Genomic DNA, 20,138 nt, shown 5'->3' with positions numbered 1-20,138 from the left:
GTTGGCCGCTGCCGCACCGCCCCCCGGCCTGTCGCTGGCACGCGCGCGAAGCCAGTAGATTAGAAGGCAGTTGATTTCGCGGGCCGCTGCCGGCCCAACCCTTGAGAAACGGATTCCTGCAGTGGTTCTTCGCCTGTCCAGCATGTTCCTGCGCACCCTGCGCGATGACCCGGTCGATGCCGAAGTTGCCAGCCACAAGCTGCTGGTGCGCGCCGGTTACATCCGCCGCGCCGCCCCCGGCATCTATTCCTGGCTGCCGCTGGGCTTGAAGGTGCTGGCCAAGGTGGAGGCAGTTGTCCGCGAGGAGATGAACGCCATCGGCGCCCAGGAAGTCCATTTCCCGGCGCTGCTGCCGCGCGAGCCGTACGAGGCGACCAATCGCTGGACCGAGTACGGCAACGGATTGTTCCGCCTGCAGGACCGCAAGGGTGCCGACTACCTGCTGGCCCCCACGCACGAGGAAATGTTCACCCTGCTGGTCAAGGATCTGTACTCCTCGTACAAGGACCTGCCGGTGACGCTGTACCAAATCCAGAACAAGTACCGTGACGAGGCCCGCCCGCGCGCCGGGTTGCTGCGCGGCCGCGAGTTCATCATGAAGGACTCCTACTCCTTCGACATCGACGACGAGGGCCTGGACGTCAGCTATGACGCGCACCGCCGCGCCTACCTGCGGATCTTCAAGCGCCTCGGTTTGGAAGTCGTGACCGTCAAGGCCACCTCGGGCGCCATGGGCGGGTCAAAGAGCGAGGAGTTCCTGCATCCCACCGAGGTCGGCGAGGACACCTTCGTGCGTTCGCCCGGCGGCTACGCCGCCAACGTGGAGGCCGTCACCACCGTAGCTCCGGAGCCGGTGGACTACGCCGACGCCCCGGCTGCCGAGGTCAAGGACACCCCGGACACCCCGACCATCGATACCCTGGTGGCCGCGGCCAACCAGCTGGCACCGCGCGCGGACGGTGAGTGGACCGCCGCAGACACGCTGAAGAACGTCGTCCTGGCCATCAAGCTGCCCACCGGAGAGCGGAACCTGGTGGTCATTGGCGTACCGGGCGACCGTGCCGTCGACCTCAAGCGCGTCGAGGCGAACATCGGTGCCTTCCTCCCGATCGGCGGCGAAGTCGAGGTCGAGGCAGCCACCGAGGAAGACCTGAAGAAGCATCCGGGCCTGGTCAGGGGCTACATCGGTCCCGGCGAGAGCCTGGATGCCGCGGTCCTCGGGACCGAGTCAGCCACCGGCCTGCTCTACCTCGTGGATCCCCGGGTGGTGCCCGGCACGCGCTGGATCACCGGCGCGAACGAGGACGGCAAGCACGTGTTCGGCTTGGTGGCCGGCCGCGACTTCGGCTGGGACGGTGTCGTCGAGTCCGTCGAGGTCCGTGAAGGCGACCCCGCTCCCGACGGCTCCGGTCCGCTGGAGGCGGCCCGCGGCATCGAAATGGGCCACATCTTCCAGCTTGGCCGCAAATACGCCGAGGCGCTGGGGCTGCAGGTGCTGGACCGCAACGGCAAACTGGCCACGGTGACCATGGGTTCCTACGGCGTGGGCGTCACGCGCGCGGTGGCCGCGCTGGCCGAGGCCTACCACGACGACAAGGGCCTAACCTGGCCGCGCAACGTGGCACCGGCCGATGTCCACATTGTGGCCACCGGGAAGGGCACGGAGATTTTTGAGGCGGCCAACAAGCTGGCCGAGGAACTGTCCGGCGCCGGGGTCGATGTCATCTACGACGACCGGCCCAAGGTCTCCCCGGGCGTGAAGTTCTCGGACGCCGAACTCATCGGCGTGCCCACCATAGTGGTGGTCGGCCGCGGGCTGGCCGACGGCGTCGTCGAAATCAAGGACAGGGCCACCGGCCAGGCCGAAAACGTGCCCCTGGTCGAGGCGGCGGCGCAGTTGGCGGCACTGGCCGGGAGGTGAGCTCCGGACTCGAGGAACTGCAGCTGGCCACCCTCGCCCTCGTGGTGGTGGGTGGCTTCGCCGCCGGCTGGGTGGACGCCGTGGTGGGCGGCGGCGGACTGCTCCAGTTGCCGGTGCTGCTGCTGATCCCCGGGATCAGCCCCGTGCAGGCACTGGCTACCAACAAGATGGGTTCCATCTTCGGCACCACCACCAGCGCGGTCACCTATTACCGCAGGGCGCACCCCGACCTGAAAACCGCCCTGCCGATGGCCGGCATCGCGCTGGCCGGAAGCTTCGGCGGGGCCATCGTGGCCACCGTACTGCCCGCCGAGGTGTTCAAACCGATCATCGTCGTCGCGCTGATCGCGGTAGCCGTCTTTACCGCGCTCCGCCCGACGGCAGGTTCCTTGACCAAGCTGAGGTACAAGGGCGCGCGGCACCTGGGCACGGCGGCCGGAATCGGTCTGGTCATCGGCTTCTACGACGGCTTGATCGGTCCGGGTACCGGGTCGTTCCTGATCATCGCGATGGTGGCGCTGCTCGGCTACAACTTCCTGGCCGCCAGCGCGAAGGCCAAGATCGTCAACATGGCCACCAACCTGGGTGCCCTGGCCTTTTTCCTGCCCAGCGGAGCGCTGCTGTGGGGGCTCGGGCTGGTGCTGGGCGTCGCAAACATGGCCGGCGGTTATGTCGGTGCGCGGATGGCCGTCTCCCAAGGAAGCAAGTTCATCCGGGTGGTCTTCCTGGTCGTGGTCGCGGCCCTGATCCTCAAGCTTGGCTACGACGTGCTGCAGGAGAACGTGCTGGGCCGCTGATCCCACATCGAGCGCCGATGCACGCCCTCACGAGGCGGTGGCAGGCGCGGCCGGCAGTTCGTCGTCCAGTCCCGGGGCCGGCGGCACGACGCCGGTGGAGGCCGCCAACTCCGCTGTGGCGGCGGCAAGGCCGGACACCGCATGCTGCCGCACGCTGCCGCTGCTGAGCGCGACCAGGTCGGCCAGCGGGCTGAGGGCGGCCTTCTCGGCGTCCTGCAGCGCGGGCAGAGGATCGGCCGCGAAATCGCTGCCCAGGGCATACGCCGGCTCCGGCAACGGCAGGTCCAGGCATTCGGCGGCCGCCACCGCCCGCCAGTTCCCGGCGGCGTCGGAATGCGCCGCCAGGCGTTCGGCAGCAGCCCCGCGTTCGGCGCCGGCGAGGCGCGGCAGCACCGTCTCATAGGCATACGCGAGGCGTTCGTGGCTGCGGACGACGGCGGCCATGGCCTCCGCAGTCGTCGGCGCGCCGGCCGTTGCCGACTCGCGCCCGCCTTTCGCCGGAGCGGACGTACCGGGGCAACTAGCGGCCGCCAGCGGCTTCTCCGGAGCGTCCCACGGCGCAGCTACTTCCGTCCCGCCGGCCAACGCCTGCGCCTGGGCGAAGACGGCGGAGCCGATCGAGGCCAGCAGCCGGGCGAGCCCGGGGTCCGTCTCCTGGGCGTCGGCGAGCAGGTCGCCGGCCAGCGCGGCCAGGTCCCCGGGACCGGGTGGCGGCACGGCTTGCGGTGAGCCGCTGGCGGAGGCGGCGGCGGAGGACGGCGCGGCGGTGCCAGGCGCGGCAGGGGATCCGGATGGCCAGGACGTGGTCAGCTTCAGCAGGTCCGCTTGGGTCCGGAGCAGGTCGGCGGTGGGGGAGGCGTCGTCGTCGTCGTGCTCCTCGAAGGCCGACGCCAGGCCCTCCAGACCCGCCACGGCGTCAAGGCGGGCCTGCTCGGTGGTGCTCGGGGGCGGGACCGACTCGGTGATGCTCGCCACCACGGTGCCGGTGCTGACTACGATCGCCGCGGTGAGCAACAGCAGCGGCGCCCGGCGCCACGCCCGGGATGGCGCGGCCTGCTTGCCGCCGCGGCGCCTCGAAGTAGATCCCACAACTGAAGATGATGTCACGGGTTCGGCCTCCGCTGCACCGGCGGCAGCCGGTACTGGCGGCGGGGAGGCCACCTGCCACGGTAAAGTCGCTAGTCTAGAAGACAGACTTACCAAACAGGGAGGCAGCATGGCCCAGCGGCGCGATCACAGCGGCGTGCCCACTACCGGAGGGACATCCGGTACCGACACGTCCGCGGAGGCCGCACGCCTGAAAGAGCTGCTGGAACCGTCCGTGGCCGCGCACGAGTTGTTCCTTGAGGATGTGGAAATCCGCTACGCCGGATCACAGCGCACGGTCCATGTCATCGTGGATCTCCCCGAGGACCAGACCGGCGGCGTGGGGCTCGATGCCATCGCCGAAGTGTCGCAGGCCCTCTCCAAGACGCTGGATGAGGATCCGCGGGACGACGGCCGGGCCTACAGCCTGGAGGTATCCTCGCCGGGGCTCAGCCGGCCGCTGACCCAGCTGCGCCACTGGCGCCGGAACGTGGGCAGGCTGGTCAAGGTCAAGCTGGTGGCGGGGGAAGACATTTTCGGCCGCCTGCTTCAGGTCCGCGAGGGCGGCGTGACGGTGCGGCCGGAAGAAGCGCCGAAGAAGGGCATGAAGCCCCGCCCGGGCGAACCGGTCCAGCTGGACTTTGCGAACATCCGCTCCGGCAAGGTCGAAGTGGAATTTGCCCCGGCGGACGAAGACATGACTGCAGCCGACGCCGACGGCGAGCTGGAGAACGAGGAGGAGGCCTGAGATGGATATCGATATGAGCGCCCTGCGGCTGCTTGAGCGCGAACGCGAAATTCCGCTGGACCTGCTGATCCCCACCATCGAGCAGGCCCTGCTGGTGGCCTATCACAAGTCCCCCGGCTCGATCGACCAGGCCCGGGCCGAGCTGGACCGCAAGAGCGGCCACGTCACCATCTGGGCAGCCGAGGTGGACGACGACGGCACCGTGATCGGCGAGTTCGACGACACGCCCACCGGGTTTGGCCGGATTGCCGCCAGCACGGCACGCCAGATCATCCTGCAGCGGCTGCGCGACGCCGAGGACGACAACGTCCTGGGCGCGTTCCGCGGCAAGGAGGGCGAGCTGGTCTCCGGCTTGATCCAGCAGGGCCACAACCCCCATATGGTCCAGGTGGACCTTGGCACGGTGGAGGCACTGCTGCCGCCGCCCGAACAGGTGCCGGGGGAGAGCTACGTCCACGGCACGCGCCTGCGCGCCTATGTGGTGGATGTCCACCGCGGCATGAAGGGCCCCTCGATCACGCTGTCCCGTTCCCATCCGGGGTTGGTGCGCAAGCTCTTCGAACTGGAAGTACCCGAAATCGCGGACAAGAGCGTGGAGATTGTTGCCCTTGCGCGGGAGGCCGGCCACCGGACGAAGATCGCCGTCAAGGCCAACGTACCCGGACTGAATGCCAAGGGTGCCTGCATCGGCGAGATGGGTTCCCGCGTGCGGGCCGTCATGACCGAGCTGCACGACGAGAAGATCGACATCGTCGACTTCAGCGAGGATCCGGCGACGTTCATCGCCAGTGCGCTGTCGCCGTCGCGGGTCAGCTCCGTGACCATTACCGACGCGGAAACCCGTTCCGCCCGGGTCGTGGTGCCGGATTACCAGCTCTCGCTGGCGATCGGCAAGGAAGGGCAAAACGCCCGGCTGGCGGCAAAACTGACGGGCTGGCGGATCGACATCGTGTCCGACGCGGCCATGGCGGGATAGCGCCTGCAGAAGCGAAGACCATGCCAGGCTGCGAGCCTGCAACACGCCCGGTTCGTTGGCTGGGCACTGGAAGCGGTAGAATATCCATGGCCGGGTTTCCCGACAGTCAAAAGCCCATGCAGGCGCGCGCCCAGGCGGCCACGCCGCCCCAGCGGACCTGCATAGGCTGCCGGCGCCGGGAAGACCAGGCCGTTCTGCTGCGGCTGGCAGTCGAAGAGGTCGGCGGTGTTCCCACCGTCGTCGTCGATCCGGCCCGCCGCAGGCCCGGACGCGGTGCCTGGATGCACCGCGAACCGGAATGTATGGAGCTGGCACTGAAACGGCGTGCCTTCGGCAGGGCCTTCCGGGCCACTGTCGACAGCAGCGCTGTTGCACACCTGTTCCGTGCTGACGACGAGGCGGCCACCGCGGCCGGCCCCGTCACCCCAACCGTCCAACCTGAAAGCGGGTCAGAAAACTGATGGAAACCCGATGAGTGCCAAGTGATGAGTACTTCATTGTGCTCCGCCCGCGGCGTTTCAGCCCTTTCTGCTGAAAGCCGCAGCAAGAAATAGACGGTTCGTGCCCGGCAGACCTGCCTCGTGCGGACCGAGACAGGAGAAATGTGGCCAAGGTCCGCGTACACGAGCTGGCAAAAGAGCTCGGTATTACCTCGAAAGATGCAGTATCCAAACTGCAGGAGTTGGGCGAATTCGTCCGCTCAGCGTCATCGACCATTGAGGCACCCGTCGTGAAGAAGCTTCGCGACGCGTTCCCCGCCGCCGCCCCCAAGGGCGAGCAGGCGGCCCCCAAGACAGCGCCCAAGGCAGCGCCCAAGCCGGGAGCGAAGCCCGCTCCGAGCGCAGCGCCGGCCGCCCCGACGGCAGAACCGGCTCCGGCCGCGGAAGCCGCCAAGCCGTCGCCTGCCGCCCCGGCTGCCCCGGCGGCTCCGGCGGCTCCGGCTGCGGAGGCGACCGAAGCCCCGAAGCGTGCAGAAGCACCGGCTGCCAAGCCGGGATCTGCAGCTCCGAGGCCCGGCGGTCCCGCCGCCGCACGGCCGGGTGCTCCGCGCCCCGGTGGCCCGCGCCCTGGCAACAACCCCTTCGCTACTTCGCAGGGCATGCCCCGTGGCCGCGGCGACCGCGACACCGAGCGTGCACCGCGTCCGGGCAACAACCCGTTTGCAACCTCGCAGGGAATGCCGCGTCCGGGCGGCCCGCGTCCTCCGGCAGCCGGCCAGGGCGGTCCCCGTCCTGCCGCACCGCGTCCCGGAGCTGCACCGCGTCCGGGTGCTCCCGCCCGGCCAGGCGCACCTCGTCCCGGTGCACCGCGTCCCGGCGCTGCCCGGCCTACTCCGGGCATGATGCCCAACCGCACTGAGCGACCGGCTCCGGCCGGCCGCGGCGGCGGCGCTCCCGGACGTCCGGGCGCTCCGGCCCGCCCAGGGGCCGGCGGACCGCCGGCGGCCGGCGGTGGTTTCGGCAAGGGCGGCCGCGGACGCGGCGGCACCCAGGGTGCCTTCGGCAAGGGAGGCGCCGGCCGCGGCAAGCAGCGCAAGTCCAAGCGCGCCAAGCGCCAGGAACTGGAGCAGATGAGCGCACCGTCGCTGGGCGGTGTCTCGGTACCCCGCGGCGACGGCAGCACCGTTGTCCGGCTGCGCCGCGGCTCCTCCATCACTGACTTCGCCGACAAGATCGAGGCGAACCCGGCCGCGCTGGTGACCGTGCTGTTCCACCTCGGTGAGATGGCCACTGCCACGCAGTCGCTGGACGAAGACACCTTCGAGCTGCTGGGCGTTGAACTGGGCTACAAGATCCAGGTTGTCTCCCCCGAGGACGAAGAGCGCGAACTGCTCGACTCGTTCGACATCGACCTTGACGCAGAACTCGAGGCCGAGGGCGAAGACGACCTGGAGCGGCGCCCGGCCGTCGTGACGGTCATGGGCCACGTGGACCACGGTAAGACCCGCCTGCTGGATGCCATCCGCAACACCCGCGTGGGCGAAGGCGAACACGGCGGCATTACCCAGCACATCGGCGCCTACCAGATCGACTTCGAGCACGATGACCGGGACCGGAAGATCACCTTCATCGACACCCCGGGCCACGAGGCGTTCACCGCCATGCGTGCCCGTGGCGCGAAGGTCACCGACATCGCCATCCTGGTGGTGGCCGCGGACGACGGCGTCATGCCGCAGACCGTGGAAGCACTGAACCACGCACAGGCGGCCGGCGTGCCGATCGTCGTCGCCGTGAACAAGATCGACAAGGAAGGCGCCAACCCGGAGAAGATCCGCGGCCAGCTGACCGAGTACGGCCTGGTTCCGGAGGAATACGGCGGCGACACCATGTTCGTGGACGTATCGGCACGCGAGGGCCTGCACATCGAGGATCTCCTCGCGGCCGTGCTGCTGACGGCCGACGCTGCCCTGGACCTGCGGGCCAACCCGAACAAGGACGCCCGCGGCATCGCAATCGAGGCAAACCTGGACAAGGGCCGCGGCGCCGTGGCGACCGTACTGGTCCAGTCCGGAACGCTGCGGGTGGGCGACGCCATCGTCACCGGCAGCGCCCACGGCCGCGTGCGTGCCATGTTCGATGAGGACGGCGCATCCGTCACCGAGGCCGAACCGTCGCGTCCGGTCCAGGTGCTGGGTCTGTCCACCGTCCCGCGCGCCGGCGACACCTTCCTGGTGACCGACGACGAGCGAACCGCCCGCCAGATCGCCGAGAAGCGCGAAGCCGCGGACCGCAACGCTGCGCTGGCCAAGCGCCGCAAGCGCATCAGCCTCGAGGACTTCGACAAGGCCGTGGCCGAGGGCAAGGTCGACACCCTCAACCTCATCCTCAAGGGCGACGTGTCCGGTGCCGTGGAGGCGCTGGAAGACTCGCTGCTCAAGATCGATGTGGGCGAGGATGTCCAGCTGCGCGTTATCCACCGGGGTGTCGGTGCCATCACGCAGAACGACGTCAACCTGGCCACCGTGGACAACGCCATCATCATCGGCTTCAACGTCAAGCCGGCCGAGCGTGTGGCCGAACTGGCCGACCGCGAGGGCGTGGACATGCGCTTCTACTCGGTCATCTACGCGGCGATCGATGACATCGAGCTCGCGCTGAAGGGCATGCTGAAGCCGGAGTACGAAGAGGCACAGCTGGGCACCGCCGAAATCCGCGAAATTTTTCGTTCGTCCAAGTTCGGAAATATCGCCGGCTCCATCGTCCGCTCGGGCACGATCCGCCGCAATACCAAGGCACGTGTCACCCGCGACGGCAAGGTCATCGGCGAGAACCTCACCGTTGACTCGCTCAAGCGGTTCAAGGACGACGCGACCGAGGTCCGCGAAGGATTCGAATGTGGTATCGGACTTGGGTCGTTCAACGACCTCAAGGAAGGCGACATCATCGAGACCTTCGAAATGCGCGAAAAGCCGCGCGTCTAGCAGTCGGCTTGCAGCGGGCGTCCGGTGGCATCGCCGCCGGGCGCCCGCTGTTCCGCCATCAACACGAGAATTGAGGAGGGGTCATGGCAGACCCAGCACGCGCCGCCAAGATGGCCGACCGGATCAAAGTTGTGGTGGCCCAGGCGCTCGAGCGCCGGGTCAAGGATCCCCGCTTGGGATTCGTGACCATCACCGACGCCCGGGTGACCAACGACCTGCAGCACGCCACCGTCTATTACACGGTGTTCGGCGACGCCGAAGAGCAGGACGGCACGCGCAAGGCACTCGAGTCCGCCAAGGGCGTCCTGCGGGCAGAAGTGGGTCGGAACATCACCGCCCGGCTTACGCCCACGCTGGAATTCGTTCCGGATGAGATTCCGGTGAACGCCAGCCACCTGGAGGAGCTCTTGCGGGCCGCGAAGGCCAAGGACGCCGAGGTGGCGGCATTGGCCGAAGGCGCCGCCTTCGCCGGGGAAGAGGATCCGTACCGCAAGCCCGAAGACGAGGACGAGGACGAATCCGGCCGCGGAGCGCGTCCGGAATAACGGCTGCTGCGCGGCGTAACGACCGCTGCACCAAGACGGTGGGCCACCTGCTGTGCGCAGGCGGCCCACCGTTTCTTTGTGCCGGCAGTCGGGGATCAGCGCAGGTGGATCTTGATGACCTTGCCGGCGGGCGGTGTCTTCCCGGTGAAGTCAGGCAGCGCATTCGTCGTCGCGTAGAGCCGGTCGCCGCGGATCTCCAGCGCACCGGGGGCAGTGGTCTCAAAGAACGTTTCCACTTCGTGGTGTCCCCTCTTCAGCACGGAGATCTCGTTGCCGAACATCTCGGCAATATAGATGTCACCGCGTGAGCTGACAGCCAGGTTGGTGGCGCCGGACAGGCCATCGGCCAGCTGCACGACCTCGCCGGTGTGGGCATGGACCTTGTAGACGCGCCCGAGCGCACCGATGCTCCCGTCTTCGGGTCCGCCCGGCAGCGAGGTGACGTGCAGCCAGCCGTGCCGGCCAAACTCCACATCCGTGGGCACCGGCTCCAGATAGTACTTCTGGCCGACCACGCAGTCCGGCAGGCCCATGCCTGCCGCCAGCTCAGCGGTCACCCGGAAGGAAACCGGAGGCAGCACCGCGACGGTGCTGACCCGCTTGCTGTGCTTGTCGACCTTCAGGATGGCGTTGCCGCCGGCGTCGGCGACGTAGATGCTGTGCCTGTTGGCGGCAGTGGCATAGGCGTTGGAGTCAACGTTGCCCTTGTACTTGGCCGGGATCCCCTCCGGAATCTTATCCAGGCACTGCTGGTCCTCCACATGGCGGAAGCCATAGGTGACGCGGCCGTCCGGGTTGCGCTTCGCCTCATAGGCTGCCACGTCCGCGATCTTCTTCGGCGTGGCCTTGTGGTCGTGCCGGTCCAGGGACTTGATCCACTGCACGTTCGGCAGGCCGTCCATGCCGCCGGCACCGGTGCCTTCGGAGAAGTAGACCGTGTGCTTGTAGAGGGAGACGGCTTGGACCTGGGGGCCGCCGGAGCTGTACAAGACTTCGGGATCGTCATGGCGCGGGATCCTGTTCAGGATGCCGGCGAAGTTCTGTGTCACAAACAGGCCGTGCCGGCCGGCGGCAAGACTCAGCGGCGATTGCAACCCTTCGGCAAGCACGGTCGCCGACGGCGCCTCCGGGCTCTCCCGGTGGGCCGATGCCGGTGCCAGGCCAGTGCCGAACGCAAGGCCGAGCGCCAGGGGAAGGGCAAGATACAGCGGTGGTTTTTTCACGATTGAGCTCCTGAAGAGAGCCGCAGGGCACCCCGGATGACCCGCAGGTCGATGGAGTGACCGAAGGAACAAGGGCTAGTGATGCCGAATAGGCGACTGTGCCGGTGGCCTGCTGAAATCCCTCGTAAGGCCGCATCGACGGCACGCGATTAGCTCAAAATATTGCAGCCCGCGGAGGCTGTCAACGATGCACGCTTTAATCCCCGACCGGCCGCGCACCGGGACGCCATATACTGAAAAGCGTGACTTCTGGCCTGCTCCGTTCCGGATTGATACTCGTCGACAAGCCGCAGGGGTGGACCAGCCACGACGTCGTCGGCCGCATGCGCCGCCTGGCCGGAACGCGGAAGGTCGGTCACGCCGGCACCCTGGATCCCATGGCCACGGGCGTGCTGGTGGTCGGCGTCAACAAAGCCACCCGGCTGCTGACCTACATCGTCGGCGCCCCCAAGACGTATGACGCGACCATCCGGCTGGGCCAGTCGACGGTGACCGACGACGCCGAGGGCGATGTCACCGGGGAAACCATCGCCGCGGCCGTGACGGAACAGCAGATCAGGGACGGGATCGCCGGGCTGACCGGGGACATCCAGCAGGTCCCGAGCAGTGTCTCCGCCATCAAGGTCAACGGTCAGCGGTCCTATGCCCGCGTCCGCTCCGGACAGGAAGTGGTGTTGGCGGCCCGCCCGGTGACGATCCACAGGTTCGAGGTCCACGGCATACGGCGCGGCCGGGGCGGCAAAGTGCAGGACGTCGACGTCACCGTCGAATGTTCGTCGGGAACCTACATCCGGGCCCTGGCCCGCGACCTCGGACAGCGGCTGGGCGTCGGCGGACATCTGACGGCCCTGCGCCGGACCCGTGTAGGTCCGTTCCGGATCGAGGACGCCGCCACGCTGGATGAACTGGCCGAAGACCTGAAGATGACGGCTTTGGACGAGGCCGCCAGGGTGTTGTTTCCGGTCCGGGAACTCAGCGCCACGGAAGCCGACGACGTCTCGCACGGCCGACGCATTTCCGCCGGGGGAGAGCCTGGTGCGACGGCGGCGTTCGCGCCGGGCGGTTCGCTGGTAGCGCTGCTGGAAGACAACGGTTCGCAAGCCAAACCCCTGCTGGTGTTCGCACCGGGAAACGAGGCAGAAGCACAGTGATCATTGACGGTTTCTTCATTGCCGGCGCGGTGGTCACCCTGCTTGCTGCGGTCGTCTGCGTGGTGGCCGCCATCCTGAAGTACGGGCCCAACGACGTCACGATCCTCTCGGTCGCGGCGGTGGAGCTGTTTCTGCTGGTCTACGGGGTGGCCGGTATCATCAGACAGGCTTCCGGTGAGGCTGTCACCGGGGAAACCTGGGAATTCTGGGGCTACCTGATTACCGCACTGCTGGTTCCGGTCGCTGCCTTCTGGTGGTCCATCATGGACCGCAGCCGGTGGAGCAACCTGGTGCTGGGGGCCGCAGGAATCACGGTATTCGTCATGCTGGTGAGAATGGAACAAATTTGGGACGGAGCAATCGCCGTATGAAATCCGGCCAGGAACAACAACGCGCCAGGCAGACCCGGGACGTGAACGCCGCCGCCGGCCGCGCCACCGGTCCCGGTCGGCTCCTGGTAGCGGTCTACGGGGTCTTCGCGCTCTCCGCCAGCGCCCGGGCGGGCTACCAGATAGCAACCAAGTTCGCAGAAGCGCCGGTGGCGTACCTGCTTTCCGCCTTCGCCGCCGTCGTGTATATCCTGGCGACCATCACGCTGGCCAAGTCCGGCACCCGTTCCTACTGGCTGTCCGTGGCCGCCGTGAGCATCGAACTCGTGGGTGTGCTGGCCGTCGGGCTGCTGAGCGTGCTGGATCCTCAGTTGCTTCCGCAGGACACGGTGTGGTCAGGCTTCGGCAAGGGGTACGGATACATTCCCCTGCTGCTGCCGATCATCGGACTGTGGTGGCTGTGGCGGCACCGGCCGGCGGCGGGCCTGAAGCCCTCCGAAGATCGTCCATAATGGAAGGGGTCCCGGCAACGGGGCCGCACCCGCTGAAGGCCCGATCGACGAGGAGTTTACTGTGCACTACTGGAAAGACCTGGCCGACGTACCCCGCGGCTATGGTCCGTCAGTGGTGACACTGGGAAACTTCGACGGCGTCCACCGCGGACACCAGCAGGTGCTGCGCCGCCTGGTGGAGACCGCATCCGCCCGGGGGACACGGGCGGTGGCGATTTCTTTCGACCCGCATCCTTCCCAGGTCCATCGACCGGACGCCGCCCCGCAGCTGATCATGGGACTTCAGGACCGGGTCGAGGCGTTGGAGGCCAGCGGCCTGGACGGGCTGCTGATGATGACCTACACGCTGGAACTGGCCGGAGAAACCCCGGAGGAGTTCGTCCGCAAGGTCTTCGTGGAGGCCCTCGGCGCCACCGCCGTGGTGATCGGCCACGACACCCGGTTCGGGAAGAACAACGCCGGTGACCTGAACACCATGCAGGAACTGGGGCGCCAGTTCGGCTTCACGGTCGAGGTCGTCGACGAATATGAAACCGATGCGGAACACGATGCCGCCGGCAGCGGCCGGCGTTACTCGTCGTCCTGGGTCCGCGAAGCCCTCGCCGCCGGGGATGTCGCCACGGCGGCGGAGGTGCTCGGACGCAACCACCGGATGCGCGGCGAAGTGGTGCACGGCGACGCCCGCGGCCGCGAACTGGGTTTTCCCACCGCGAACCTGTCCAAGCATGCTACGGGCATGATCCCCGGCGACGGCGTTTACGCCGGCTGGCTGGTGGACCAGCACGGGACCAGGTGGCCGGCCGCCATCTCGGTTGGCTCGAATCCGACGTTCGAGGGGGCCAGCCGCCGGGTCGAGGCGCACGTCATCGACCGGCCGCAGGAGGACACGGACGACTTCGATCTCTACGGCCAGCAGGTGGTGGTCGAGTTCGTGGAACGCTTGCGCGGCATGGTGGCCTACATCGGCCCGGAGGCGCTGATCGCCCAAATGCGCGACGACGTCGTGCGTACCCGAGGCCTGCTTTCGACAGACTGAGCCCGCAACAGGTAAACTTGCCGGTGGATTCGGCTGCGGTCCGTGGCGGCTGTATCCCTCCGTGCTCTGCTCCCGGCAAGCCTCTGGCGGCCGGTGCAAAATACGGAGCCCCCGGCAGCGAAGTGCTGACTCGGGCCTCACGGCACAACTTCTAGGAGTTACTGTGGCATTAGACGCCGCGCTCAAGCAGGAAATCATCAAGGAATACGCCACGCACGAGGGCGACACGGGTTCTCCCGAGGTACAGATCGCTGTTCTGTCCCGTCGCATCTCCGACCTGACGGAACACCTGAAGATGCACAAGCACGACCACCACACCCGCCGCGGCCTCATGGCCCTGGTCGGCCGCCGTCGTCGCATGCTCACCTACCTGCGTGACACCGACATCACGCGCTACCGTTCGCTCATCGAGCGCCTCGGCCTGCGCCGCTAGGTAAGTGAACGAGGCGGCTCTTTTCGTCCACTGCGACAAGGGGACAGGAGAGCCGCCTTTTTCCTACCGCGCCGGTTTCCGGCGCGGCAGGACCACGGCCGGCGGGAGACCGGCGGCCGATAATTACATCAACTGGAGACTTTCGGTATCGCGGCATTCGCGGTCCTCGGTAGTGGCTTCCGGGACGCCCCCTAGGGCAGCCCGTAGGTCTCGATCGAAGACCGGGTGGCGTACAGGCAGGCTGGCCGTGAAGCGGCCTGGCAGGTTTGGGCAGATACCGGCAGCCTCCGCACACTCGAAGAAACGGAGGTGGCTCTCTTGGAGGGTCCCGAAATCCAGTACTCAGAAGCCGTCATTGACAACGGCCGGTTCGGCCAGCGCGTAGTCCGGTTCGAAACCGGCCGCGTGGCCCAGCAGGCGGCCGGCTCGGCGATGGTCTACATCGACGAAGACACCGCACTGCTCTCCGCCACCACGGCGGGCAAGTCCCCGCGTGAAGGCTTTGACTTCTTCCCGCTGACCGTCGACGTGGAAGAGCGGATGTACGCCGCCGGCCGCATCCCGGGCTCGTTCTTCCGCCGCGAAGGCCGCCCGTCCACCGAAGCGATCCTGGCCTGCCGCCTGATGGACCGCCCGCTGCGCCCAGCCTTCGTCAAGGGGCTGCGCAACGAGGTCCAGGTTGTGGTGACCGTGTTGGCAATCAACCCGGACGTCATGTACGACGTCGTCGCGATCAACGCCTCTTCCATGTCCACCCAGCTGAGCGGCCTGCCGTTCTCCGGCCCGATCGGCGGCGTCCGCGTGGCACTGGTGGACGGCCAGTGGGTGGCCTTCCCCAAGCACTCCGAACTGGAGCGCGCCGTGTTCAGCATGGTGGTGGCCGGCCGCATTGCCGCCGGCAACGACATCGCCATCATGATGGTCGAGGCTGAGGCGACCGATAACGCCTGGAACCTGATCAAGGAAGAGGGCGCCACCGCCCCCACCGAAGAGGTCGTGGCCGAGGGCCTCGAGGCCGCCAAGCCGTTCATCCGGGCGCTGTGCGAGGCCCAGTCCGATCTGGCCGCGCGCGCCGCCAAGCCGACCGTCGAATTCCCGATCTTCAAGGACTACGAGGACGATGCCTTCGCCGCCGTGGAGTCCGCCGCAGCCGCCAAGCTGACGGAAATCTTCTCGATCGGCGACAAGCAGCAGCGCAACGATGCCGCAGACGCCTTCAAGGCCGAGGTCCTGGCGCAGCTGGCCGGCACCGAAACGGCGGAATTCGCCGGTCGGGAGAAGGAAATCTCCGCAGCCTTCAACGCCGTGACCAAGAAGGTTGTCCGCCAGCGCATCCTCACCGAGCAGGTGCGCATCGACGGCCGCGGGCTGAGCGACATCCGCAAGCTGACCGCCGAGGTCGAGGTCCTGCCCCGCGTGCACGGCTCGGCCATCTTCGAGCGCGGCGAAACCCAGATCCTGGGCGTCACCACGCTGAACATGCTGAAGATGGAGCAGCAGATCGATTCGCTGTCGCCGGTAACGCGCAAGCGCTACATGCACAACTACAACTTCCCGCCTTACTCCACCGGTGAGACCGGCCGCGTGGGCTCGCCCAAGCGCCGTGAAATCGGCCACGGCGCGCTGGCCGAGCGCGCCCTGGTGCCGGTGCTGCCGTCGCGTGAAGAGTTCCCGTACGCCATCCGCCAGGTCTCCGAGGCGCTGAGCTCCAACGGCTCCACCTCCATGGGCTCGGTCTGCGCCTCCACGCTGTCCCTGCTCAACGCCGGTGTGCCGCTGAAGGCTCCGGTGGCCGGCATCGCCATGGGACTCGTCTCCGACCAGGTCGACGGCGAAACCCGCTACGCGGCGCTCACCGACATCCTGGGCGCCGAGGACGCGATGGGCGACATGGACTTCAAGGTCGCCGGTACCTCGGAGTTCGTCACCGCCATCCAGCTCGACACCAAGCTCGACGGCATCCCGGCGTCCGTCCTGGCCGCCGCACTGAAGCAGGCCCGTGAGGCACGGCTGCACATCCTCGGCGTGATCAATGCCGCAATCGACCAGCCGGACGAGATGAGCGAATACGCCCCGCGGATCATTTCGGTCAAGATCCCGGTGGACAAGATCGGCGAGGTCATCGGCCCCAAGGGCAAGATGATCAACCAGATCCAGGAAGACACCGGCGCGGACATCTCCATCGAGGACGACGGCACCGTGCTGATCGGCGCGACCGACGGTGCTGCCGCCGAAGCCGCCCGCGCGGCCGTCAACGCGATCGCCAACCCGCAGATCCCCGAGGTGGGCGAGCGGTACCTGGGCACGGTCGTGAAGACCACCACCTTCGGTGCCTTCGTGTCGCTGACCCCGGGCAAGGACGGCCTGCTGCACATCTCCGAGCTGCGCAAGCTGGCCGGCGGCAAGCGCGTGGACAACGTCGACGACGTCGTCTCGGTGGGCCAGAAGGTCCAGGTCGAGATCACCAAGATCGACGACCGCGGCAAGCTGTCGCTCGCACCGGTCGTGGCCGAGGAGGCCGCAGCCGACGAGGCATCGGCCGAAGAGGCCGTGGCCGAGTAAGTATGACCGTCGTCGCCCTGCCGCTGGTCGGCAGCATGCAGCATGCCGACGCCACCGAGCTCGGCGGGTCGGACCCCACGCTGGTCCACGGCGAACCGGGCGGCGCCATCGTGCGCCGCTCGGTGCTGCCCGGGGGAGTGCGGGTGCTGACCGAAGCAATGCCGGGCCAGCGGTCGGCGACGATCGGATTCTGGGTTGGTGTTGGCTCGCGGGATGAAGCCGCGGGCCAACACGGCTCGACCCACTTTTTGGAGCACCTGCTCTTCAAAGGCACCAGACGCCGGACGGCGCTGGACATCGCCTCCGCCTTCGACGAGGTCGGCGGTGAATCCAATGCGGCCACGGCCAAGGAAAGCACCTGCTACTACGCCCGCGTCCTGGATTCGGACCTGCCGATGGCCATCGACGTGATCGCGGACATGATCACTTCCGCGGTCCTTGACCCGCAGGAGCTTGAACAGGAACGCGGGGTCATCCTCGAAGAGATCGCCATGGACAATGACGATCCCGCGGACGTGTGCCATGAAAAATTCGTTGAGGCGGTGCTCGGCGGACACCCACTGGGCAGGCCGATCGGCGGGACGCCGGAGGCGATCAAAGCGGTCGCCCGCGACTCGGTCTGGGCCCACTACCAGCGCTACTACCGGCCGGACGAGCTGGTGGTCACCGCTGCCGGCGGCCTGGACCACGACGCCGTGTGCGCCCACGTGCTCGCCGCCCTGGAGTCGGCCGGCTGGCACCTCGAGGCCGGCGCGGTTCCGGTGCCCCGGCGGGAGACAGCGGCTGCGGCCATCGCCCCCGTCGCCGGCACCTACGTGCACCGCCGTCCGGTCGAGCAGGCGAACATCGTCATGGGCTGCCCGTCGATCAACGCCACCGACGAGCGCCGCTTTGTCATGAGCGTGCTCAACGCCGTGCTGGGCGGCGGCATGTCCTCCCGGCTCTTCCAGGAAATCCGGGAGAAACGGGGCCTGGCCTACGCCACCTATTCGTTCTCCGGCGCATACGCCGATGCGGGCTACTTCGGCATGTATGCCGGTTGTTCGCCTGCCAAAACCGGCCAGGTCATCGACCTGCTCGGTGCCGAACTCGACCGTCTGGCGGCCGACGGCATCTCCGCCGACGAGCTGCGCCGGGCCGTCGGCCAGCTTTCGGGCGGCATCGTGATGGCCCTGGAAGACAGCGGTTCGCGGATGTCGCGGTTGGGCCGCGCCGAACTGGTGTCCGGGGAGTTTTTGGACATCGATGAGTCGCTCGCCCGGATCGAGGCCGTCACCGCCGGGCAGGTCCGGGAGCTCGCCGGCGAACTGGCCGCGGCGCCGCGCGTTGTTACCGTAGTCGGACCCTTCGACTCGGCGGCGGATTTCGGCCGGTAGGAGGCCCGCGCCGGCCCGGGGATAGCCCAACCCCGTGGATAGGGGAGGCGGCGGTCAGCCGCCGGCAAACGGGGGCAGGATGTCAATCACGTCGTCTGCCGCCAGCGGTGCCTGCCGGTCCTTCCACGCCACCTCGTTGCGCAGGAAACTGCTCCGGGCGAGGACCGACTCCATCGACGGAGCGGACGATCTGCCCGGTGCGGCAGCCGTCGGAAGCGCACCGCCGGCCGACGGGCCGGCCCCGGCACCGGCCGGCACGGTTTCGTGCGACGCCACCGGGCTGTGGCGGGCAAGGACTTCGCGCAGCACCGTGTCCAGCGTGCTGCCATCGGGCAGCTGCAGGAATTCCTCCTCGACGCCGGCGGCAGCCTGCGCCGCACCGAAATACCGGATGATCATCTATCCGCCTATCGCACTCATGGTCCGGTCCGGCTGGACGAAGTCCGTGCCGCCCAGACCTGCATGATCCATACCGTGGGCTTTGGGTTTGGCCCACATCGCATTCCGCCACCGCTCCGCCACCGCGTCGTCGTCCGAACCGGAGCGCAGGAGGGCCAGCAGGTCCGTTTCCTCGTGCGAGAACAGGCAGGAGCGTACCTTGCCCTCGGCCGTGACCCGGGTGCGGCGGCAATCGGCACAGAACGGTTCCGTCACGGAGGCGATGATCCCCACGGTGCCGGCGACGACGTCGGGGCGGTTCCGCCGTCGGACTTCCCACCGTTCCGCCGGGGCGCCGTCGCGTTCGCGCGGATCCGGGGAGAGCAGGAAGGCCGGCTCCAGCAGGTCACGGATCTCGGCCGCCGACAGCATGTTCTGCCGGGTCCAGCCGTGGTCGGCGTCCAGCGGCATCTGCTCGATGAACCTCAGCTCGTAGCCCCGTTCCACCGCCCAGTCCAGCAGCGCGGGCGCCTCGGCGTCGTTGATGCCGCGCATCAGCACCGCGTTGATCTTCAGCAAACCCAGGCCGGCCGCGTCGGCGGCTTCGATGCCGGCGAGCACCCGGTCCAAAAACGGGCGGCGGGTCAGCTGCGCGAACGTCTCAGGATGCAGCGAGTCCAGCGAGACGTTGATCCGCGTCAGGCCGGCCGCCTTCAGGGCGGCGGCCTTCTTCTCCAGTCCGAGGGCGTTGGTGGTCAGCGACACCGGCAGGTCGGGGTGGTTGTTCCGGACGGCAGCGATGATGTCCACCAGTCCCGCACGGACCAGGGGTTCGCCGCCGGTCAGGCGCAGCTCGCGCACCCCCAGCTGCCCGACGGCGATCCGGACCAGCCGGACCACCTCGTCGTCGCTGAGGACCTGTTCCTTGGCCAGCCAGTCCAGGCCTTCGGCCGGCATGCAATAGGTGCAGCGGAGATTGCACTTGTCGGTCAGCGAGATCCGCAGGTCGGTGGCCACCCGGCCAAAGCGGTCCACCAGCGCCGGGCCGGTCCCTGCCGGGCGCGCCGGAGCCGCGGCGGACGCGGCCCCGCCCGGAACCTGCGGCATTCCCAGATCAACGCTCATACCTCGAGGGTACCCGGAGGAAGCCGAACGTTGCGGGATAGCCCCGGGCGGTGCGCAAGCGGGCGCGACCGGCGCGTGTCGCGTTCCGCATCTGCGGAACTATACTGCTTCACATGACGCAGATACGCATCTCGGATGCTGCGCGCTTCCTGGGGGTCAGCGACGATACCCTCCGCCGTTGGATTGACGCGGGCATCCTGGCCAAGCACCGGGACGCCTCCGGCCGGGCGACGGTGGACGGCGCGGAGCTGGCCGCCCTGGCCCGGGAGCAATCGGCCCTGCCGCAGGATCCCACCGGGATCGGCAGCTCGGCCCGCAACCGCTTCGTGGGGATCGTGACGGATGTCCGGCGGGACGCGGTGATGGCCCAGGTGGAGCTGCAGTGCGGCCCGCACCGGGTGGTCTCTTTGATGAGCGCCGAAGCCGTCCATGACCTCGGAATCGAACCGGGCTCTGTGGCGGTGGCTTCGGTCAAGGCGACCATGGTCGTGGTCGAGACCCCGTCGGGGACGAGCTGAG

General features: G+C 68.1%; 19 protein-coding genes. 15 read left to right on the top strand and 4 right to left on the bottom strand.

Annotated features, from left to right (window positions below; translation table 11 throughout):
* Positions 1-121: 121 nt before the first annotated feature.
* On the top strand, positions 122-1,921 hold the full coding sequence (locus tag AC5RVS_RS09325) for a proline--tRNA ligase (RefSeq protein WP_494107932.1): 1,800 nt from the start codon (positions 122-124) through the stop codon (positions 1,919-1,921).
* Positions 1,918-2,718: a sulfite exporter TauE/SafE family protein gene (locus AC5RVS_RS09320; RefSeq protein WP_493988155.1), complete on the top strand. Its 801-nt coding sequence runs from the start codon at positions 1,918-1,920 to the stop codon at positions 2,716-2,718. Before AC5RVS_RS09325 ends, AC5RVS_RS09320 begins: the two co-directional genes overlap by 4 nt.
* 27 nt (positions 2,719-2,745) lie before the next feature.
* Here the strand turns inward: AC5RVS_RS09320 and AC5RVS_RS09315 are convergent, their stop codons facing one another.
* Positions 2,746-3,807 carry a DUF4439 domain-containing protein gene (locus tag AC5RVS_RS09315; RefSeq protein WP_494107931.1) on the bottom strand — a complete coding sequence of 354 codons (1,062 nt, stop codon included), beginning with the start codon at positions 3,805-3,807 and terminating at the stop codon, positions 2,746-2,748.
* 127 nt (positions 3,808-3,934) lie between these two features.
* On the opposite strand from AC5RVS_RS09315, the gene rimP reads away from it, so the two are divergent.
* The 5 genes from rimP (at position 3,935) to rbfA (ending at position 9,494) form a co-directional block, all read left to right on the top strand.
* Entirely contained in the window at positions 3,935-4,552 is a 618-nt protein-coding gene (gene rimP / locus AC5RVS_RS09310) for a ribosome maturation factor RimP (RefSeq protein WP_493988157.1), read from the top strand.
* A 1-nt stretch (position 4,553) separates the two neighbouring features.
* Positions 4,554-5,528 carry a transcription termination factor NusA gene (gene nusA / locus AC5RVS_RS09305; protein WP_493988158.1) on the top strand — a complete coding sequence of 325 codons (975 nt, stop codon included), beginning with the start codon at positions 4,554-4,556 and terminating at the stop codon, positions 5,526-5,528.
* A gap of 86 nt (positions 5,529-5,614) precedes the next feature.
* The gene (locus AC5RVS_RS09300; protein ID WP_493988159.1) at positions 5,615-5,989 is read left to right on the top strand and encodes a YlxR family protein; all 375 of its coding nucleotides are present in this window, start codon (positions 5,615-5,617) and stop codon (positions 5,987-5,989) included.
* A gap of 143 nt (positions 5,990-6,132) precedes the next feature.
* Positions 6,133-8,949, top strand: coding sequence for a translation initiation factor IF-2 (gene infB / locus AC5RVS_RS09295; RefSeq protein WP_494107930.1), 2,817 nt, complete (start codon positions 6,133-6,135; stop codon positions 8,947-8,949).
* 83 nt (positions 8,950-9,032) lie between these two features.
* A complete protein-coding gene (gene rbfA / locus AC5RVS_RS09290) occupies positions 9,033-9,494 on the top strand; it encodes a 30S ribosome-binding factor RbfA (protein WP_493988161.1) in 462 nt (153 codons plus the stop codon).
* A 95-nt stretch (positions 9,495-9,589) separates the two neighbouring features.
* On the opposite strand, the gene AC5RVS_RS09285 is transcribed toward rbfA, so the two are convergent.
* The gene (locus AC5RVS_RS09285) at positions 9,590-10,717 is read right to left on the bottom strand and encodes a ScyD/ScyE family protein (protein ID WP_494107929.1); all 1,128 of its coding nucleotides are present in this window, start codon (positions 10,715-10,717) and stop codon (positions 9,590-9,592) included.
* A 242-nt stretch (positions 10,718-10,959) separates the two neighbouring features.
* Between AC5RVS_RS09285 and truB the strand changes: the two genes are divergently transcribed.
* From truB to AC5RVS_RS09250, 7 genes are all read left to right on the top strand, one after another.
* A complete protein-coding gene (truB, locus tag AC5RVS_RS09280; RefSeq protein ID WP_494107928.1) occupies positions 10,960-11,868 on the top strand; it encodes a tRNA pseudouridine(55) synthase TruB in 909 nt (302 codons plus the stop codon).
* 2 nt (positions 11,869-11,870) lie between these two features.
* The gene (locus tag AC5RVS_RS09275) at positions 11,871-12,239 is read left to right on the top strand and encodes a hypothetical protein (RefSeq protein ID WP_493988249.1); all 369 of its coding nucleotides are present in this window, start codon (positions 11,871-11,873) and stop codon (positions 12,237-12,239) included.
* On the top strand, positions 12,236-12,709 hold the full coding sequence (locus AC5RVS_RS09270; protein WP_493988164.1) for a hypothetical protein: 474 nt from the start codon (positions 12,236-12,238) through the stop codon (positions 12,707-12,709). The genes AC5RVS_RS09275 and AC5RVS_RS09270 overlap by 4 nt, the downstream gene beginning before the upstream one ends.
* A 61-nt stretch (positions 12,710-12,770) precedes the next feature.
* Positions 12,771-13,745, top strand: coding sequence for a bifunctional riboflavin kinase/FAD synthetase (locus AC5RVS_RS09265; RefSeq protein WP_493988165.1), 975 nt, complete (start codon positions 12,771-12,773; stop codon positions 13,743-13,745).
* Between the two features lie 163 nt (positions 13,746-13,908).
* Entirely contained in the window at positions 13,909-14,178 is a 270-nt protein-coding gene (gene rpsO, locus AC5RVS_RS09260) for a 30S ribosomal protein S15 (protein ID WP_493968104.1), read from the top strand.
* Between the two features lie 318 nt (positions 14,179-14,496).
* Positions 14,497-16,740 (top strand): polyribonucleotide nucleotidyltransferase, encoded by a 2,244-nt coding sequence (locus tag AC5RVS_RS09255; RefSeq protein ID WP_493988250.1) that lies wholly within the window; start codon positions 14,497-14,499, stop codon positions 16,738-16,740.
* A 2-nt stretch (positions 16,741-16,742) separates the two neighbouring features.
* Positions 16,743-18,116 carry a M16 family metallopeptidase gene (locus AC5RVS_RS09250; protein ID WP_494107927.1) on the top strand — a complete coding sequence of 458 codons (1,374 nt, stop codon included), beginning with the start codon at positions 16,743-16,745 and terminating at the stop codon, positions 18,114-18,116.
* A 54-nt stretch (positions 18,117-18,170) separates the two neighbouring features.
* Here the strand turns inward: AC5RVS_RS09250 and AC5RVS_RS09245 are convergent, their stop codons facing one another.
* Complete coding sequence (locus AC5RVS_RS09245; RefSeq protein WP_494107926.1) at positions 18,171-18,515, bottom strand: MoaD/ThiS family protein; 345 nt, start codon at positions 18,513-18,515, stop codon at positions 18,171-18,173.
* Positions 18,516-19,619 carry a GTP 3',8-cyclase MoaA gene (gene moaA, locus AC5RVS_RS09240; RefSeq protein WP_494107925.1) on the bottom strand — a complete coding sequence of 368 codons (1,104 nt, stop codon included), beginning with the start codon at positions 19,617-19,619 and terminating at the stop codon, positions 18,516-18,518.
* Positions 19,620-19,732: 113 nt separating this feature from the next.
* On the opposite strand from moaA, the gene AC5RVS_RS09235 reads away from it, so the two are divergent.
* Entirely contained in the window at positions 19,733-20,137 is a 405-nt protein-coding gene (locus tag AC5RVS_RS09235; protein ID WP_494107924.1) for a TOBE domain-containing protein, read from the top strand.
* The last annotated feature ends 1 nt before the right edge of the window (position 20,138 follow it).

Source organism: Arthrobacter sp. Y3221048 (assembly GCF_059092685.1).
This window is presented reverse-complemented; position numbering and strand designations above follow the sequence as displayed.

Excerpts from the sequence above, each read along its gene's own strand:
- rimP (WP_493988157.1), top strand. The coding sequence starts at position 3,935 with ATGGCCCAGCGGCGCGATCACAGCGGCGTGCCCACTACCGGAGGGACA.
- nusA (WP_493988158.1), top strand. The coding sequence starts at position 4,554 with ATGGATATCGATATGAGCGCCCTGCGGCTGCTTGAGCGCGAACGCGAA.
- AC5RVS_RS09300 (WP_493988159.1), top strand. The coding sequence starts at position 5,615 with ATGGCCGGGTTTCCCGACAGTCAAAAGCCCATGCAGGCGCGCGCCCAG.
- rbfA (WP_493988161.1), top strand. The coding sequence starts at position 9,033 with ATGGCAGACCCAGCACGCGCCGCCAAGATGGCCGACCGGATCAAAGTT.
- AC5RVS_RS09270 (WP_493988164.1), top strand. The coding sequence starts at position 12,236 with ATGAAATCCGGCCAGGAACAACAACGCGCCAGGCAGACCCGGGACGTG.
- AC5RVS_RS09250 (WP_494107927.1), top strand. The coding sequence starts at position 16,743 with ATGACCGTCGTCGCCCTGCCGCTGGTCGGCAGCATGCAGCATGCCGAC.
- AC5RVS_RS09245 (WP_494107926.1), bottom strand. The coding sequence starts at position 18,515 with ATGATCATCCGGTATTTCGGTGCGGCGCAGGCTGCCGCCGGCGTCGAG.
- moaA (WP_494107925.1), bottom strand. The coding sequence starts at position 19,619 with ATGAGCGTTGATCTGGGAATGCCGCAGGTTCCGGGCGGGGCCGCGTCC.
- AC5RVS_RS09235 (WP_494107924.1), top strand. The coding sequence starts at position 19,733 with ATGACGCAGATACGCATCTCGGATGCTGCGCGCTTCCTGGGGGTCAGC.